This is a genomic window from Prescottella equi, assembly GCF_002094305.1.
GTDB classification, from domain to species: domain Bacteria; phylum Actinomycetota; class Actinomycetes; order Mycobacteriales; family Mycobacteriaceae; genus Prescottella; species Prescottella equi.
Genome location: NZ_LWTX01000009.1, coordinates 85,215 through 100,374, shown reverse-complemented (window position 1 = coordinate 100,374; position 15,160 = coordinate 85,215). Strand labels below are relative to the sequence as shown.

The window sequence follows — 15,160 nt, the reverse complement described above, 5'->3', positions numbered from 1 at the left end:
CTGATCGGGTGCGGGTCTAGCTGGCGGGTACGGCGAGGCCGGAGCGCAGGTGGTCGAACGCCTCGTGGACGAGTTGCTCGGGGCCGGCGGCCGACGACCGACCGCTCATCCACAGGTCGAGGGATGCCTTGACGGCGGCACCGACCACGGTCTGCAGCAGACTCGGATACAGGCCCGTGGCGCCGGTGCGCTCGGCGATCACCTCGTCGAGCATCGGGGTCAGGCGCACGTGCATCTCCATCTTCTTGGCCAGAAGAGTGGGGCTCGAGTCGATGAGGTCGGCGAGCGCCTGCATCTTCTCGAGTTCGTGGTCGGACTCGAGCAGAGCCCTCCGCACGATGTGCTCGAGCGAATCGAGGATCGGTTCGTCGCCGGGCCGCTCACGCAGCCAGTCGGCCCACTCGAGGACGTCGGCCTCGAGGTGGTGCAGAACAGCCTCTTCCTTGCAGGAGAAATAGTTGTGGAACGTGCGGACGGAAACGCCGGCCTCGGACGCGATCATGTCCGCGGTGACGAGTTCGATCCCGCGCTCCATCGCGAGGCGTGCTGCGGCCTCACTGAGAGCGATCCGTGTTGCCGCCTTCTTGCGGTCCCGGAGTCCGAGTTCTTCTCCCACTCCATCGAAGGTACCGAAATTGCAGACCTCTGCAATGTTGCAGCCAAGTGCACCTTTGTGGCATTCGGCACACTGTTTCGATGTGGGTGATCGGGGCCACAGCCCGGCACCCTTCGGCATACGCTGATCGCACACCCGGCGGACCACGGAACGGCGGCGAGAATGCCCGATTGGGACGGCGAGCAGTATGCGCAGACCAGCGATCTGCAGCGGGCGATGGCCACCCGCGCGGTCGCCGGCCTCGACCTGGAACCGGACGACCGCCTGCTCGACGTCGGCTGCGGCGACGGCTTCGTCACCAGGCTGCTCGCCGAACGCCTGCCCGAGGGCCGCGCGGTGGGCGTCGACGCGTCGCCGCGGATGATCGCGAAGGCCGACACGGCGTCGTCGAATGTGCAGTTCGTGCTGGCCGACGCCCGCGACCTGCCGTTCCGCGCCGAGTTCGACGTCGTGGTGTCGTTCAACGCCCTGCACTGGGTGGTGGAACAGCAGCGCGCACTGGGATCGATCGCGGCGGCGGCCCGGCCCGACGCCCGCGTCCTGATCCAGGTGGTGTGCGCCGGTGACCGGCCCAGTCTCGAGACCGTCGCGATGGAGGTGGCCGGTTCGCCCCGCTGGGTGGACCGGTTCGCCGGATTCGCTCCCCCGTTCGTCCACGTCGACCCCGACGGCTATCCCGACCTCGCGGCGGCGGCAGGCCTACGCGTGACCGATCTGTCGGTGCAGGACGTCACGTGGGACTTCGGCACGCACGACGCGTTCGCCGCGTGGTGCAGCAACGGCGCCGACGCGTGGACCGGACGCCTGGCGCCCGAGGACCGGCCGCACTTCCTCGACGACTGGGTTCGCGCGTACGAGGAGGTGTCGGGGCGGGCCGGACTGTTCCTGTTCACCCAGATGCGCGCCGACCTGCGGGTGCATCACTAGCGCCGGCGCCAGGCTCCCGGGTCGGCGGTGAGCTCGTCGACGAAGGCGGGCAGCGCGCCCGCGGCGACGTCGGCGATGGTGACGCCCTCGAGCACCGTGCGCAGATTGACGCGAACGGCGATCCACACCTGTTGCAGCGATTCGGCCGCGCCGTCGTACGTGACGTCCTCGGGCCGCTCCCCGCGCACCGACGCGAGCGGTCCTTCGACGGTGCGGATCACGTCGGCGATCGTGACGTCGGTGGCCGGTCGGGTGAGCCGGTAGCCGCCGTCGGGGCCGCGCCTACTGTCGACCAGTCCGCCGCGGCGCAGGTCGGCGAGCACGGCCTCGAGGAACTTGGGTGCGACCGACTGCGATGCGGACAGCGCGTCGGCCTTCACCAGCGCCGGGGCCTCCGCCGCCGCGAGGTCGACGAGGGCACGCACCGCGCAGTCCACCCGTGCCGAGATGTGCACCCGTCCTCCTGATCCGATTCGACTCGGCACAGACGTTACCCAGGTTCGCGACCCTGGTGACCCAGGTCACCGGGCAGCGTAGATTTCCAGGCAGGTACGCATGACAGCTCGGAGGCAACATGTGGGAGACCCTCACCACGGCGTGGGGATCGCTGCTCGAACCGCTCGGGGACCCGGTCACCCTCGCGATCCCGGCGTTCGTCGTGTTCCTCGGGCTCGAGTGGTTCGCCGCCCGCAAGCTCGAGGAGACCGAGATCCGCGACGGGCGCGCCTATCCGCCGACGGCCGGTTACGAGTTCCGGGATGCGAGGGCATCGATCTCGATGGGACTCGTGTCGATTGCGACCACCGCGTTCTGGAAGTTCCTGGCGCTCATCGGCTACTCCGCGATCTGGGTGTACCTCGCCCCGTGGCACCTGCCCGCGAACGCCTGGTACACCTGGGTGCTGCTGCTGGTCGGCATCGACCTGCTCTACTACACGTATCACCGCATGGCGCACCGCATCCGGCTGATCTGGGCGACACATCAGGCGCACCACTCGAGCGAGTACTTCAACTTCGCGACGGCACTGCGCCAGAAGTGGAACAACAGTGGCGAGATTCTCATGTGGATTCCGTTGCCGCTGATCGGCATTCCGCCGTGGATGATCTTCGTGGGTTTCTCGGTGAGCCTGGTCTACCAGTTCTTCGTGCACACCGAACGGGTCGACCGGCTGCCCCGGCCGATCGAGTACGTGTTCAACACCCCGTCGCACCACCGCGTCCACCACGGCTGCGATCCCGAGTACCTGGACCGCAACTACGGCGGCATCCTCATCGTCTGGGACCGGATGTTCGGCACGTTCCGCGCCGAGCAGCAACGCCCCACCTACGGGTTGACGAAGCCGGTGGGCACCTACGACATCTGGAAGTTGCAGACGCACGAGTACGCCGCGATCGGACGCGACGTCCGGGCCGCGCAGTCGTGGCGCGACCGCCTCGGCTACGTCTTCGGGCCGCCCGGATGGGCGCCGTCAGGCGCGGGCCAGGCTCACCAGGAAGTCGACCGTGCCGTTGTCGTCGACGGTCACGAATCCCAGTGACGGCGGCGTGATTCCGTAGTCCGACCACGTGACCGGCACCGCGCCGGACGCGACCAGCGTGTCGCCGGTGTGCAGCACCTTCACGTCGACGCTCACCGGCCGGGTCTGGTCCTTGAGTGTGAGCGTTCCGTCCGCCTTCACCGTGGCGGCGGTGCCGTCGGTGGGCAGCGTCGCGAGGTCGACCGGCGTCGTGAGCCTGAACACGGCGGTCGGGAAGTTCTCGGTGTCCATCACGTTGCCGCGGAACTGGCCGTCCCGCCGTGCGTTGTCGGTGGCGATGCCGGCGACCTGCACGACGACCTCGGCGGAGGTCAACTTCTGGTCGGCGACGGTGGCATTCCCGTTGACCTGGTCGGTGGTGCCGACGACGGTGACCCGGGCGCCGTTGAGGATCTCGGATACGGTGTAACCCGCGGCGGTCTTGTTGGGGCCCTCCCCCGGACCCACCTCCCACTGCCCGTCCACCGACCCCGACGCGGCCTGCGCGCCCTCGGTCGACACCGAGGCGGCCGGGGCGTCGTCCTCGGCGATGAACTTGCCGTAGATCCAGGGGCCGGCGAGAACCCCCAGGAGTACCACGACGACCGCCCCACCGATGATCCACCACTTCTTCACGGGCACAGACTATGAGCGGGGCGGTGGATGCGCCACAGTTACGATCCCTGCGCCGACGCCCGGCGGGCGGTGGATCCGCGGCCGATGTCGGCGGCGACCTCGTCGAGTGCCCCCCGGATCATCGCCCCGTACGCGTCGGCGCCGAGCGCATCGAGGTACCCGGCGGCGGCATCGAGGTGCGCCCGCGCGGCATCGAAGGAGCCGAGACGGCGGAAGTTGTCGGCCAGGTTGAGGTGCAGCGACGGGTAGAACCCACGCACCTCCAGGCTCGCGTGGTGCTGCCGGGCGCGGTCGTCGGTGAGGGCATCGGCCGCGTCGAGCGCGCGGACGTCCCACACCAGCGCCTGCGCCGGATCGTCGTGCAGATCGGCGAGGTAGTGCGCGAGCGTGCACCGGTGGAAGGGATCCCCGATCGGGGTGATCTCGGCCCACAGCGCCACCAGCGCCGACCTCGCAGCGTCGCCGTCGCCGTCGCGGCCGACGGTCACCGCTCGGGTGATGGCGTCCATCGTCGGGTCGGGTGCGGTCATGGGAATCGTCCTGTCGCTCTAGATGTCCGACGCGGTCGGCATCGCAAGGGTCGTGAGGTCGCCGTCGGTCGCGGAGCGGAACACGACGGGCAGGTCCGGGGCGGAGATGTCGAGCATGACATCCGGGCCGACGGCAGTCTCCAACGCGGCCAGCAGGTTTCCACGACGGAAGGTCAGGGTCACGTCGGGTCCGTCGACACGGGCCGCCACCGCCTGCGGCGGACCGTCCCGCACACTCGCCGTCAGTTGTCCGGACGCGCCGACGAGGCGGACGGTGTCGTCCACCGGGCCTTCGGCGACAGCGAACAACTCGTCGCGGCGGGTGACCACCCGGGTACGGGCCGGAGGCAACGCGTCGAACATCGTCCGGTAGTCGGGGTACTCGCCCTCCAGCACAGCGAACCGGGCAGAGAGGCCGGGGGTGGCGATGTCCACGGCACCGGAATCGGGACGCAGGATCGCCGCAGCGTCGGGGCTCAGGGCTGCGCCGATCGCGTCGAGTTCGGACGCGGACACCACGCCCGTCCACGCACGGTCGGGCGTGTGAGCCGGCAGGCTCCGGGTGGACAGCCGGTAGCGGTCGGTGGCCGTCAGCACGACGGCGCCGTCGCCGACCTCGATCAGGATCCCCGTGAGGATCGGGAACTCCGCCTCGGCGGCCGCGGCACGCCGCACCTGCCGGACGGCCTCCGCGAGCAGACGCGCCGACAGGGTCACGGCACTCCCACGATCCTGCACCGGCAGCGAGGCCTTCAGCTCCGCGGCAACGGCGGCGGCCGTGGCGGCGCGCTCGTGCAGAAGGCGGACGTGCTCGTCGAGCACGCGGGCGGCCTCGACCCGATCGGCCGAGAGGATCCGTGTCACGGCCTCGAGCGGGACGTCGATCTCCCGCAACCGTCGAATGGTCGCGGCGCGGTCGCGCTGGGTCGTGCTGTAGTACCGGTAGCCCGTCACCGGGTCGATGTGCGCGGGCGAGAGCAGTCCGCTGTCGTCGTAGAACCGCAGCGCGCTCGGGGTCAGCCCGCAGGCCCGCGCGAAGACACCGATGGTGACGAGGTCGTCTGGCCCGGATGCACTCACCCGGACATCATGAAGTTTCGAGCAGGTCGAAGGTCAAGCCGCCCGGCGTCGTGCCTCGGCGTCCGTCAGTGTCGGGTCCTCGGAGACCACCGGGTTCTCGACGGTGTGTTCCTCCGGGTCCTCGGTGATCGGCTCGGTCCGGGCAGTCACGTCCTTGCCGCGGCCGATCACGATCCACGCGACCAGCGCCACGACGAGGCAGGTGATCGCGCCGAGCAGCAGACCGGCGCGCCCACCCCACTGCTGGCTGACCCAACCGGCGATCGGACCCCCGATCGCGGTCGACCCCATGAACGCGGTGGACCACAGCGCCATGACCCGGCCCCGCATCTGCGGGTCGGCCTCGAGCTGGAGCGTGCTGTTGGTGGTCGAGTTGAACGCGATGCTCACCGCACCGACGAGCGCCAGCGCGACCAGTTCCAGGGCGAGCGTCGGAGCCGCGGCGGCCGCGACGAGCGCGAACCCGAAGGCGGCTGCGGCCACGATCAGTACCCGCGTTCCGGTCCTCCCCCAGGTCGCGACGAGCAGACCGCCGCACACCGAGCCGATGCCCATCGCGGCCGTCATGAAACCGTAGGCCTGCGAACCCGCACCGAAGGTCTGGTCGGCGACGATCGGGAGCACCACCTGGAACTCGAACGCGAGGCAGCCGATGAACGCCATCATCAGCAGCGGCACCGCGAGGTTCCGGTTACCGCGCACGTAGCGCAGCCCCTCTCGCAGCTGACCACGGGCCCGCTCCGCCGGAGCGGACCGATGCAGCGCCGAAGTATCCAACCGCAACAGCGAACTGACCACCGCGACGAAGCTGGCGGCGTTGATCAGGAAGCACACGCCCAGGCCGCCCGCCGCGATGGTCACACCGGCCACCGCGGGCCCGACGATGCGGGACACACTGACGAGGGTCGAATTGAGGCTGACCGCGTTGCGCAGATCCTCCGGGCCCACCATTTCGAGCAGGAAGGACTGCCGCGCAGGGTTTTCGAAGCACTGATTCAGCCCGAGCAGCAGCGCCAGCACGTAGACGTGCCACAACTGCACGGTGCCGGTGATCGTGAGGATGCCGAGCAGCAGCGCCTGCACACCCATGATGGACTGCAGCCCGATCATCAAGCGGCGCTTGTCCGTCCGGTCGGCAATGACGCCACCGTACGGGCCGAGGAGCAGGATCGGCAGGGTCTGCAGCGCGACGACGACACCGATCGCGGTACCGGATCCGGTGAGCTCGAGGACCAGCCAGGACTGCGCGACGGTCTGCATCCAGGTGCCGACGAGCGAGATGCCCTGCCCGCCGATGAAACGCCGGTAGTTGCGATTGGCCAGCGCGGCGAAGGTCTGGCGCCCGAGTTTCGCGGCCGCCGTCATGAGCGGGCCGTGGCCCGGGCCTGACACATCCGTTCGCCGAGGGCCTCGAGGGCGGGTAGGGCGTCGAGCAGGTTACGGGTCTCCGTCTCGGGAAGCTGGCCGAGGTACTCGGCGAACAGCCGGGTCCGCTTGTCACGCAACTCGGCATGCAGGGCGATCCCCTCCGCGGTGGCGGCCACCACCACGGCGCGACCGTCGTCGGGGTGCGCCGAACGCATCAGCAGCCCGGCGGCCTCCATCTTGCCGATCATGCGCGAGAGCATCGTCGGGTTGAGGGTCTCGATCTCGGCCATCTCACTGGCCCGGATAGGCCCTCGCCGCACCGCCGTCGTCAGGATCGAGAACTGCGTCTTGGTCAGTTCACCGGCCGACGTCTGGCGATCGACCTGCCGCGAGATGCGACCGAGCGCGACCCGCAGCCGGGACACTTCGTCGTCGTCGAACAGGCTTGTCACAGCCACCCTCCAATTTACTTGCTTGTCGGCAAGCATACACCCGAGGGTGGTGATCGCGCACCCCTGCAGCCGACCCCCCCCGGCCCCAACGAAGCAGGGCCGCTCCCGATCGAGATCGGAGCGGCCCTGCGCGGCTTACGTACGGGGATCAGGTCAGCTTGACGGCCTTGCCGATCGGCAGGACGCGCTGCTGGTTGTCCACCCACTCACGCATCACGACCATCTCCTCGCGACGCTGCACCGAGTCCCACGTGGCCATCTCGATGTTGCCGACGAGGTTCTGGCTCTCCTTCACGACGCGTTCGCGCTTGGCCTGGACCACCCGGTCGCGATACCGCTTGACCGAGATCCGCAGATCCTGGATGGCGTCGATCTCGCTCTTGATGACCTCGAGCGGGCGCGCGACGTCCTCGTCGAGTTCCGCCGGATCCTCGATCCCCGCGGTCACGAGGCGCTGCTTGAACAGGTGGATGCGGTAGACGTCGTTGTGGATCTTGCGGGCCACGTCGTCGAGCTTGTCGGGTGTGATCCGGATCGGCGCCACATCGCCGCCGGCCCAGGCGAGGAAAGCCTTGAACAGCGCAACCTCGGTCGCGAGGTACACGAGGAGGGTGACCTCGGTGAGGACCTTCGGGTCGTCGGGGTGCGGCCGGTTCTTGACGCTGAGCAGTTCGCCCTTGACGAGCACCTCGTGCTTGGGGAACACCCGGTGCAGCAGGTCCAGGTAGACCCCGGGGCTCACCTTCTTGGCGCGGATCCGCGTGATGCCCTGCTCGTAGCGGGCGGTCCACTCGCCGCCGTCGTTCGGGATGTCGTAGAGGAACACCCGGATCGGGTCGCCGTGCGAGTAGTCGGAGGCCTGATCGGCGGCGTCGTCGGCCGCCGGCGCGGTGGGCGCGGGTTCGATCGTCTGCGGATCGGCATCCGGAGCGGCCGCGTTCGCCGCCTCGTTGTCACTGACGGTGGTCATGGGTCAGTGCGCGGCCGCAAACGCCTCGGCGATCTCACGCGAGATGCGTCCGCGGGTGGACACGGCGAAGCCGTTGCGGGACGCCCACTCGCGGATCTCCTGGGTGCTCGCACCGTCGGTCGAGGGGGTGGCGGCGGCGCGGGGCTTCTGACGACCGCCGACCTTGCTCGCGTGCCGGATGTAGTAGTCCATCTTGCGATGGAACTCGGTGGCGTTCTTGTCGTTGAGGTCGATGGTGTACTCGACGCCGTTGACCGCGAAGCTGATCGTTTCGCCGCCGGTATCGATGGGCTCACCATCAAGATCATCGATGAGCTCGACAATTACCTTCTGTGCCACGTGTTACTCCCGAGGTTCACCAACCAAGCTGCATCGGAAGCCTACGGGACAACCCGGCACACAATCCGACGCGGATCACGGTTGCCAGGTCGTGGACCGCCGCGCGGCTTCGTAGAGAGCCTCGACAGTCTCCGGCGGGTGGATGTCCCGCTGCCGGAGGAGCCAACGAGCGACGTGCATCCGCGGCACGACGTGGACCCCGTCAGGCGGGCTCTTCACGGTGACGGCCCGGGCATTGACGGTGACGATGACCGGTTCGGCGGCAACATCGAACCCGCAGGCCGCGGTGAGCAGTTTCGCGGCCCGCGCCGCTTCGTGACGACTGTTCCGGATGTACGGCTGCCTCGTGCCGTTCACCAGGAAGGTACTGTCGGCCACCCAGATATCCGCGCGTGGATGATGCTTTGCGTTGACGGTGAAAACACCGCCGGGCCCCACCACGAGGTGGTCGATGTCGCTACCCCGGACTCCGACGGGAATGGCGTGGAGCACGCGCCACCGCGGGTCCTTCCGCACCACCCGGGCGAGCCGCGGCACCCGGCCTCGAGTCGGCGAGGTCCTGGACGGATCGCACCGGTTCGACGGCCGCTGTTGCGACGGTTGCAGTTTCGACCTCTCGAGGGCTCAGAACCTCGTGCTGTGCGGCCCGCCAGACGGCGGCCGCAGCCGTCACCGTGTCCTCACTTTGCGAGGTCCGAGCGTGGGCCCGCCCGGCGTCGAGGTCCCACCACCCGAGGTCGGTGCCGTCGGGGGCGCGCACATACAGGCGATCGTGCCCGTACCGCCGCCACCTCGTCACCACCACATCCGCACCGTCGCTCACGACGGACGAATATCACCGCGAACTGCGCCCGGACTGGGGAATGACCGAAATCGAATGCGAGGGAGACGTCGCCTTCCGTGGCCGAGACCATCGCCGATGGAACCCCGCCGTGAAACCGAACCAAAAGGTTGATAAGTTTCGAGCCGTCCATTCGGTTCAGTTCCACTGTCATACAGGGAGTATCGAAATGCTGAGTGTCAACGATCTCTTCGCCGTCATCCTCAACCTGGGTCTGCGCGTCGGCTCCGCCGGCTTCCAGCTGAACACCTCCGTGGAGAACCCGGTCTAAGCTTCCGACCTCGGATTCACGGCACTGGGCCCCCGGCGAGATCGCCGGGGGCCCAGCTGTACGGCCGGTTCAGTGCCGCCGTCGGCGTCTCCTGCCCACAGCGCCCAGGAAGATCAGCACGACGCCCACACCGGCGACGACGGCCAGGGCGGGTGCTCTCCGGCGGGCGAGTTCGACCGCGGCGTCGGACTTCTCGTGGACCGCTACCTTGGTCCGTGCCGGCACATCCACCCGGTGGGTGAGTTCCTCGAACGTCTCGGCGAGTTCGGCGCGCTGCCGTTCGACGTCGATCTGCGATTCGTCGCTGTCTCCGGGTCCGGTCATCGCACTGTTCCTTTCACAGCTTGTACGTCGCGGCGGACGCTGTCGACGGTGTCGGCGGGCACGGGGGGTGCGGCGTTCTTGGCGCGCGCAGCGCCCACTGCGGCGAGAATTCCCCCGACGGCCAGCACCACCAGGGAGACGATCAACGCCGCCAGCCAGGGGGCGACCGCAGTCGCCAACCCCAGGATGGCGGTGGCGATGAGCGCCCCGACACCGAGATAGATCAACATCAGGCCGGCACCGGATATCCCGACACCGATTCCCATCCGGGTGCCCTTGGCCTTCACCTCTTCGACGGCGCTGGCGACTTCCGTGCGGACCAGCGTCGAGACCTGGCCGGCGAGGCGCTCGGTCAGCTGGGCTGTGGACAATTCGTGCGGGTCGGCTTCTCCAGGACCCATCGCGTCAGGCATCGTCACTTTCCTTCCCTTGTGTCGGCGAGGCCGCGGAGTGGGAGAGCCGAAGGCGGCGACCGTCCTCGACGTCCTTGCTGCGCTGTTTCTCGCGCTTCTCGATGTCGCGCGTATCGCGGGGCGGCAGTTGGATGGACTTCTCCGCGGGAAGTCCCGCCTGCAGTTCCCGGCCACGCTCGAGCTCTGCGTCGAATTCGGCCCCGAAGAGCAGCGCGAGATTGGTGATCCACAGCCACAGCAGGAACACCACCGCACCGGCCAGCGAACCGTACGTCTTGTTGTAGCTGGCGAAGTTCGACACGTACACGGCGAACAGCGCCGACGCCCCGATCCAGACGACGATCGCAATGGCCGCGCCGGGGCTGATCCAGCGGAACTTCGGCTGGGACACGTTGGGCGTCACGTAGTACAGCACCGCCACGAGGACGCCGACGACGAGGAGCAGCACCGGCCACTTGGCGATGTCCCATGCCGTCACGGCCGCGTCACCCAGTCCGAGAACGTCCCCGACGGAGCGGGCGACCGGTCCGCTGATCACCAGCATCAAGCCGGACGCGCCGACAGCCACGAGGCAGAACGCAGTCACCACGAACATGAGCGGGCGAAGCTTCCAGATCGGCCGGCCCTCTTCGATCTCGTAGATGCGGTTCATCGCCCGGGCGAAGGCGCCCACGTAGCCGGAGGCCGACCACAGCGCACCGAGGACACCGATGACCAACGCGATCCCGGCGGAGGGGGCCGCGACCAGTTGCTCGACGGGCTCCCGCAGCGTGTCCACGGCATTGGTGGGGCCGAGTTGCCCGACCATCTCCATCACCGCGTCCACCGTGCGCTGCCCCTGGCCGAAGACACCGAGTAGCGACACGATCACGAGCAGCGCCGGAAACAGCGCCAGAACGGCGTAGTAGGTGAGCGCTGCGGCGAGGTCCGTGCACTGGTCGGTGCCGAACTCGCGCGCCGTCTTGCGCAACACGTACATCCAGGAACGCTTGGTGAGGTCGTCCGGTGATTCCGGCTCGACCACCTCTTCTGCCGCACGCCCGGTCGGGCGCGCGGCTTGTCGGTCGTCGCGAGCTGTCATCTTCGGGAGTTACCCGACGGCGCCGACGGGTAAACCGCCCGGGGCTACGCCACGGCGGCGGAGACCGGCATCGTGCGAGGCGGCCCGCCGAAGATCAAGCGGCGCAGAGTGAACCGTTGCCGATCCGGATCGTATGGACGGTATGCCAGGTAGGCACCGAGGTGGGTGAACCAGTGCAGGCGCAGGAGCCGGCGGTGCTGGGGCGTCATGGCGTCGTGCCGTTCGAGGGTTTTGATACCGGCCCGCAGATAGTCCGAGAACTCGCGGGGCGGGGTCAGTGCCCGGCGGGGTGAGAGATCCGCACACAGCTCCGACAGCTGGGCGATCTCGACGCCGGCGTCGCAGATGCACAGCGCCAGGTCGGCATCCTCGTGGACGTCGGGATCGACGCTCGTCGCCGACTTCACTTGTTTCCAGGTGGTGCGGCGCAGAGCCATGTTGGCGCCGTGCAGATTCCGAATCCGTTGCTCGTTGCCGAGCACACCCTTCGACACGAGGCGACGCAGGTACCAACCTTTGAGCCCCCGGTACGGCGAGTCGTACGAATTACTCAGCCCGGTCACGGCACCCACCGCCTGGGTGTCGGGTCGACCGAAGTAGTCGAGAACAATCCGCGCCCACCCTTCGCCGACGCGGGTGTCTGCGTCGATGCGGCCGAGGATGTCGCCGGTGGCGGCGTCGAAGCCGGTGTTGCGGGCGTGCACCGCGCCAGGAGTGGCCTCACGGACCAACTTGACTACGGGGTGGGACGCGGCGATCCGCTCGACGATCTCGACGGTGCGGTCGGTGGAGTTGTTGTCGACGACCAGAACCTCGTGAAGATCGTCCTCGGACCGGAGCAGCGCCTCCAAGCATGCGCCGATGTAGTTCTCCTCGTTGAAGGTGGGCACGATGACCGACAGCGAATGTGCAGACGTCATACTTCCCGTATACCGGACCCGGGGAGGTCCCGCTTGGCAACAGACCTCTGGCTCGTGGCGCCACGTCAGAGCAGGCGGCCCAGCGGACTGCGGTCGAGTTCGCGGCGCAGCGCGTCGACGTCGTCGCAGCAGTGATCGGCGCCCGCCTCGGTCAGTTCCCCGCGCGAGATCCCGCCGCTCAACACACCCACGGTGGGCACCCCCAGAGCCTGGCACGCACGCATGTCCCAGACACTGTCGCCCACGAAAACTGCTCTGCCGGATTCGGTTCCGGCACGTTCGAGGGCGATCTTCACGATGGTGGGGTCGGGCTTCGCCGTGTCGACGTCCTCTCCACTCGTGACCGCGTACAGCACGGATTCACTGTCGAGCAGCCGACGCAGGATGGCCAACTCGTCAGCCGGCGCGGACGTTGCCAACACCACTCGCAGGCCACTGTCGTGCAACTGCTCGAGGATTTCCCGCGCCCCCGGCAGCAGGCGCAACTGATCCGCCTCGTTCTTGTAGAAACGCGAGTGCAGTTCGTCCACACGATCTGCGGTGGCATCGTCGATACCGGGGCACAGGTCACGGATCAGGGTGGAGCCGTCCATGCCGATGGCGCGGTGGATCCGCCACGTGGGCACGGTCAGTCCCGCGTCCACGAATGCACGGTGCCACGCGTCCGCGTGAAGGTAGTTCGAGTCGACCAGGGTGCCGTCGATATCGAAGAGCACCGCAGCTGGCAGGTTGGACATCGGATTCGCACTCCTCAGTTCGATGGGTCGTGTTCGGCCGGGTCGACGGTCGACTCGGCCACAGCGAGGAACCGCTGCAGATCCTCCGGGTGGAGCCCCGGTTCCGCGCTCACCCCGTCCACCAGCAACCGCAGCTGCCGATGCAGAGACGGGACATGTTCGCGGCGACCGCATTCGGTGACGTGGTCGATCAGCATGCGCGGCACCGGGGCGAGCGCGTCGGCGACGTGCAGCTGACGCGGACACGCCTGCCGTATCTGGTCGAAGGCGTGGTCGACGTACTCAGGCGGGGACAGCAACCACGGTCGCAGGAGCGTGCGGCCGTCCCGGCCCGACACCGCGACCGGCGGCATGTCCGTGACCAGAAGCGTCCGCAGCAGACTGCCCAGCCGCAGCACCACTTCTGTGGCAGTGGTCGGGTCGTTGATCGCCGCACTCAGAGCGCGTAGCGCGATGTCGACCAGTTGACGCAGCGCGAAGTCGACGTCCTGCTGCATGGTGCGGCTGTCGGCGATATCGACCGCAGACTCGAGCCGCCGCCGCACCCGGTCGTCTCGTCGCGGGATCGGCGACACGCGCAGCAGCACCTCGCCGCGGTGGATGTACGCGCCGGTCCGCGTCTCCAGTCGCACCACGGTTGCGGCGGGGACCGCGGCAAGGATCTGCTCGGTGGGTACCTGCGTGACCCATCCGTCGCGAACCGCTCGAACGATCAACTGCGGCTTTCCTTCCGGAATGTCCGGGACCGTCGCACCCGTGGTCTCCCTCTGGGCGGCGTGGGAGGCGGCGCCGATCACGCCGTCCGCCTCGGCGGCGATGGTGCGCACGACCTCGCCGACCTGCAGCCCCCGGGCGAGCCGCCCGAGGTACGCAATGATGAGCACGACGGTGCCCACCGTGAGGATCAGCGCTGTGGTCAGCGGAATCCGCGGTGCGGGATCGGTCGCGTTGCCGCTGATGTGCCGCAACGTGAGCACACAGAAGACGAACGTGGCCACCAACATTCCGATGACCGTCTGGCTCACCCGATCACGGATGAACGAACGCATCACGCGGGGCGAGAACTGACTGCTGGCCAGTTGGAGACTGACGACGGTCAGGGAGAAGACCACGCCGGCCGTGGTGATCGTTGCGCCCGCCACGGTGCTGAGCAACCATGTCGCGCCGTTGCTGTTCATCTGCACGCCCCATCCGACGGGGCCGTCGTCGTCCAGGGCGCGATCGAGATAGGCGGTGGCTTCCGCGAGCGCCACCCCCACCGCAACGAGCACCGTCGGCAGCGCGAACAGGCTTTCCCGAAAGCGGTACCCGGCGGCGGCCAGACGCAACTGCAGCAGCGGTCGCGTAGGCCTGTCCATGCCGTCCAAGGCTATCGGCAACGGGCCGTTGCCGCGCTGCACCGCGATTCGCACTCGCATCCGGCGCATCCGGAAACCGGACGTTCCTACCCTTCCGGATTTCTCGGTGTCGGCGCCCCGCGGGTCGGCCCGAGCCGATCGGAGCGAACATGGGCCCGCACTCCGTGCATCCCGAACAGGATGAGCAACTCGACCGCGCCGCCGTCGGCACTGCCCAGCCAGTGCGGCAGGGCGGTGTCGAATTCGGCCGCCTCGCCGGCCGGCAACGTCACGTCCCGGTCGCCGACCACCAGCCTCAGGCGTCCGTCGAGGACGTAGAGCCACTCGAATCCTTCGTGCCGCTTCGGCGCGGGCACGGGCGGCGACGGCTGCGCCGGGATCATCATCTTGAAGGCCTGCACCCCACCGGGCCGTCGGGAGAGCGGGACGAACACCATCCCGGATCGGGTGATCGGTTTCAGGTGGATCCGCGGGTCTCCCGTGCGCGGCGCGCCCACGAGATCGTCCAACGGCACGTCGTAGGTGCGGGCCAGAGGGAGCAGCAACTCCAGTGTGGCCCGGCGTTGCCCGCTCTCCAAGCGGGACAGGGTGCTCTCCGACACGCCGGTCTCCGCGGCGAGCTCGGCGAGCGTGATGGCGCGCTGACGCCGCAGCGCACGCAGCCGGGGCCCGACCGCGCCGAGTACGTCCTCCGTTACGGGGTCCATCCGATCAGGTTGCCAGAACCGCAAGTTCTCGTGCCGAACCGTCCAGTGCGCGGCGAGACTGGGCGACCGAGTCC

General features: G+C 68.5%; 19 protein-coding genes. 2 read left to right on the top strand and 17 right to left on the bottom strand.

Annotated elements, in window-relative coordinates:
• Positions 1-16: 16 nt before the first annotated feature.
• Positions 17-616 carry a TetR/AcrR family transcriptional regulator gene (locus A6I89_RS19970; RefSeq protein WP_005516157.1) on the bottom strand — a complete coding sequence of 200 codons (600 nt, stop codon included), beginning with the start codon at positions 614-616 and terminating at the stop codon, positions 17-19.
• A gap of 162 nt (positions 617-778) precedes the next feature.
• Between A6I89_RS19970 and A6I89_RS19965 the strand changes: the two genes are divergently transcribed.
• A complete protein-coding gene (locus A6I89_RS19965) occupies positions 779-1,543 on the top strand; it encodes a class I SAM-dependent methyltransferase (protein ID WP_022593579.1) in 765 nt (254 codons plus the stop codon).
• Here A6I89_RS19965 and A6I89_RS19960 read toward each other — a convergent pair.
• Entirely contained in the window at positions 1,540-1,998 is a 459-nt protein-coding gene (locus A6I89_RS19960) for an RrF2 family transcriptional regulator (protein WP_022593577.1), read from the bottom strand. The two genes, A6I89_RS19965 and A6I89_RS19960, sit on opposite strands and share 4 nt — an antisense overlap.
• A 119-nt stretch (positions 1,999-2,117) precedes the next feature.
• On the opposite strand from A6I89_RS19960, the gene A6I89_RS19955 reads away from it, so the two are divergent.
• Positions 2,118-3,080, top strand: a complete 963-nt coding sequence (locus tag A6I89_RS19955) for a sterol desaturase family protein (protein WP_022593575.1) — start codon at positions 2,118-2,120, stop codon at positions 3,078-3,080.
• Here A6I89_RS19955 and A6I89_RS19950 read toward each other — a convergent pair.
• From A6I89_RS19950 to A6I89_RS19880, 15 genes are all read right to left on the bottom strand, one after another.
• Positions 3,012-3,695, bottom strand: coding sequence for a YceI family protein (locus A6I89_RS19950; RefSeq protein WP_022593573.1), 684 nt, complete (start codon positions 3,693-3,695; stop codon positions 3,012-3,014). The genes A6I89_RS19955 and A6I89_RS19950 overlap by 69 nt on opposite strands.
• Before the next feature lie 38 nt (positions 3,696-3,733).
• On the bottom strand, positions 3,734-4,225 hold the full coding sequence (locus A6I89_RS19945; RefSeq protein ID WP_022593571.1) for a hypothetical protein: 492 nt from the start codon (positions 4,223-4,225) through the stop codon (positions 3,734-3,736).
• Positions 4,226-4,243: 18 nt separating this feature from the next.
• Positions 4,244-5,305 (bottom strand): DNA polymerase III subunit beta family protein, encoded by a 1,062-nt coding sequence (locus tag A6I89_RS19940; RefSeq protein WP_022593569.1) that lies wholly within the window; start codon positions 5,303-5,305, stop codon positions 4,244-4,246.
• A 33-nt stretch (positions 5,306-5,338) separates the two neighbouring features.
• Entirely contained in the window at positions 5,339-6,670 is a 1,332-nt protein-coding gene (locus tag A6I89_RS19935) for an MFS transporter (RefSeq protein WP_005516165.1), read from the bottom strand.
• Positions 6,667-7,125, bottom strand: a complete 459-nt coding sequence (locus A6I89_RS19930) for a MarR family winged helix-turn-helix transcriptional regulator (protein ID WP_022593567.1) — start codon at positions 7,123-7,125, stop codon at positions 6,667-6,669. The genes A6I89_RS19935 and A6I89_RS19930 overlap by 4 nt, the downstream gene beginning before the upstream one ends.
• 148 nt (positions 7,126-7,273) lie before the next feature.
• Positions 7,274-8,095: a hypothetical protein gene (locus A6I89_RS19925; RefSeq protein ID WP_005516167.1), complete on the bottom strand. Its 822-nt coding sequence runs from the start codon at positions 8,093-8,095 to the stop codon at positions 7,274-7,276.
• A 3-nt stretch (positions 8,096-8,098) separates the two neighbouring features.
• The gene (locus A6I89_RS19920; RefSeq protein WP_022593565.1) at positions 8,099-8,434 is read right to left on the bottom strand and encodes a histone-like nucleoid-structuring protein Lsr2; all 336 of its coding nucleotides are present in this window, start codon (positions 8,432-8,434) and stop codon (positions 8,099-8,101) included.
• Positions 8,435-8,509: 75 nt separating this feature from the next.
• The gene (locus A6I89_RS19915; RefSeq protein WP_255221282.1) at positions 8,510-8,950 is read right to left on the bottom strand and encodes a nuclease-related domain-containing protein; all 441 of its coding nucleotides are present in this window, start codon (positions 8,948-8,950) and stop codon (positions 8,510-8,512) included.
• Positions 8,951-9,615: 665 nt separating this feature from the next.
• Complete coding sequence (locus A6I89_RS19910; protein ID WP_022593559.1) at positions 9,616-9,870, bottom strand: DUF3618 domain-containing protein; 255 nt, start codon at positions 9,868-9,870, stop codon at positions 9,616-9,618.
• A complete protein-coding gene (locus A6I89_RS19905; protein WP_013414588.1) occupies positions 9,867-10,283 on the bottom strand; it encodes a phage holin family protein in 417 nt (138 codons plus the stop codon). The genes A6I89_RS19910 and A6I89_RS19905 overlap by 4 nt, the downstream gene beginning before the upstream one ends.
• Positions 10,276-11,364 (bottom strand): YihY/virulence factor BrkB family protein, encoded by a 1,089-nt coding sequence (locus A6I89_RS19900; RefSeq protein ID WP_013414587.1) that lies wholly within the window; start codon positions 11,362-11,364, stop codon positions 10,276-10,278. Before A6I89_RS19900 ends, A6I89_RS19905 begins: the two co-directional genes overlap by 8 nt.
• 44 nt (positions 11,365-11,408) lie before the next feature.
• The gene (locus A6I89_RS19895; RefSeq protein ID WP_022593555.1) at positions 11,409-12,284 is read right to left on the bottom strand and encodes a glycosyltransferase family 2 protein; all 876 of its coding nucleotides are present in this window, start codon (positions 12,282-12,284) and stop codon (positions 11,409-11,411) included.
• Positions 12,285-12,349: 65 nt separating this feature from the next.
• Positions 12,350-13,021, bottom strand: a complete 672-nt coding sequence (locus A6I89_RS19890; protein WP_022593553.1) for an HAD family hydrolase — start codon at positions 13,019-13,021, stop codon at positions 12,350-12,352.
• Between the two features lie 14 nt (positions 13,022-13,035).
• The gene (locus tag A6I89_RS19885; protein WP_172504552.1) at positions 13,036-14,379 is read right to left on the bottom strand and encodes a DUF2254 domain-containing protein; all 1,344 of its coding nucleotides are present in this window, start codon (positions 14,377-14,379) and stop codon (positions 13,036-13,038) included.
• Between the two features lie 86 nt (positions 14,380-14,465).
• The gene (locus A6I89_RS19880; protein WP_022593549.1) at positions 14,466-15,086 is read right to left on the bottom strand and encodes a helix-turn-helix domain-containing protein; all 621 of its coding nucleotides are present in this window, start codon (positions 15,084-15,086) and stop codon (positions 14,466-14,468) included.
• Positions 15,087-15,160 lie beyond the last annotated feature (74 nt).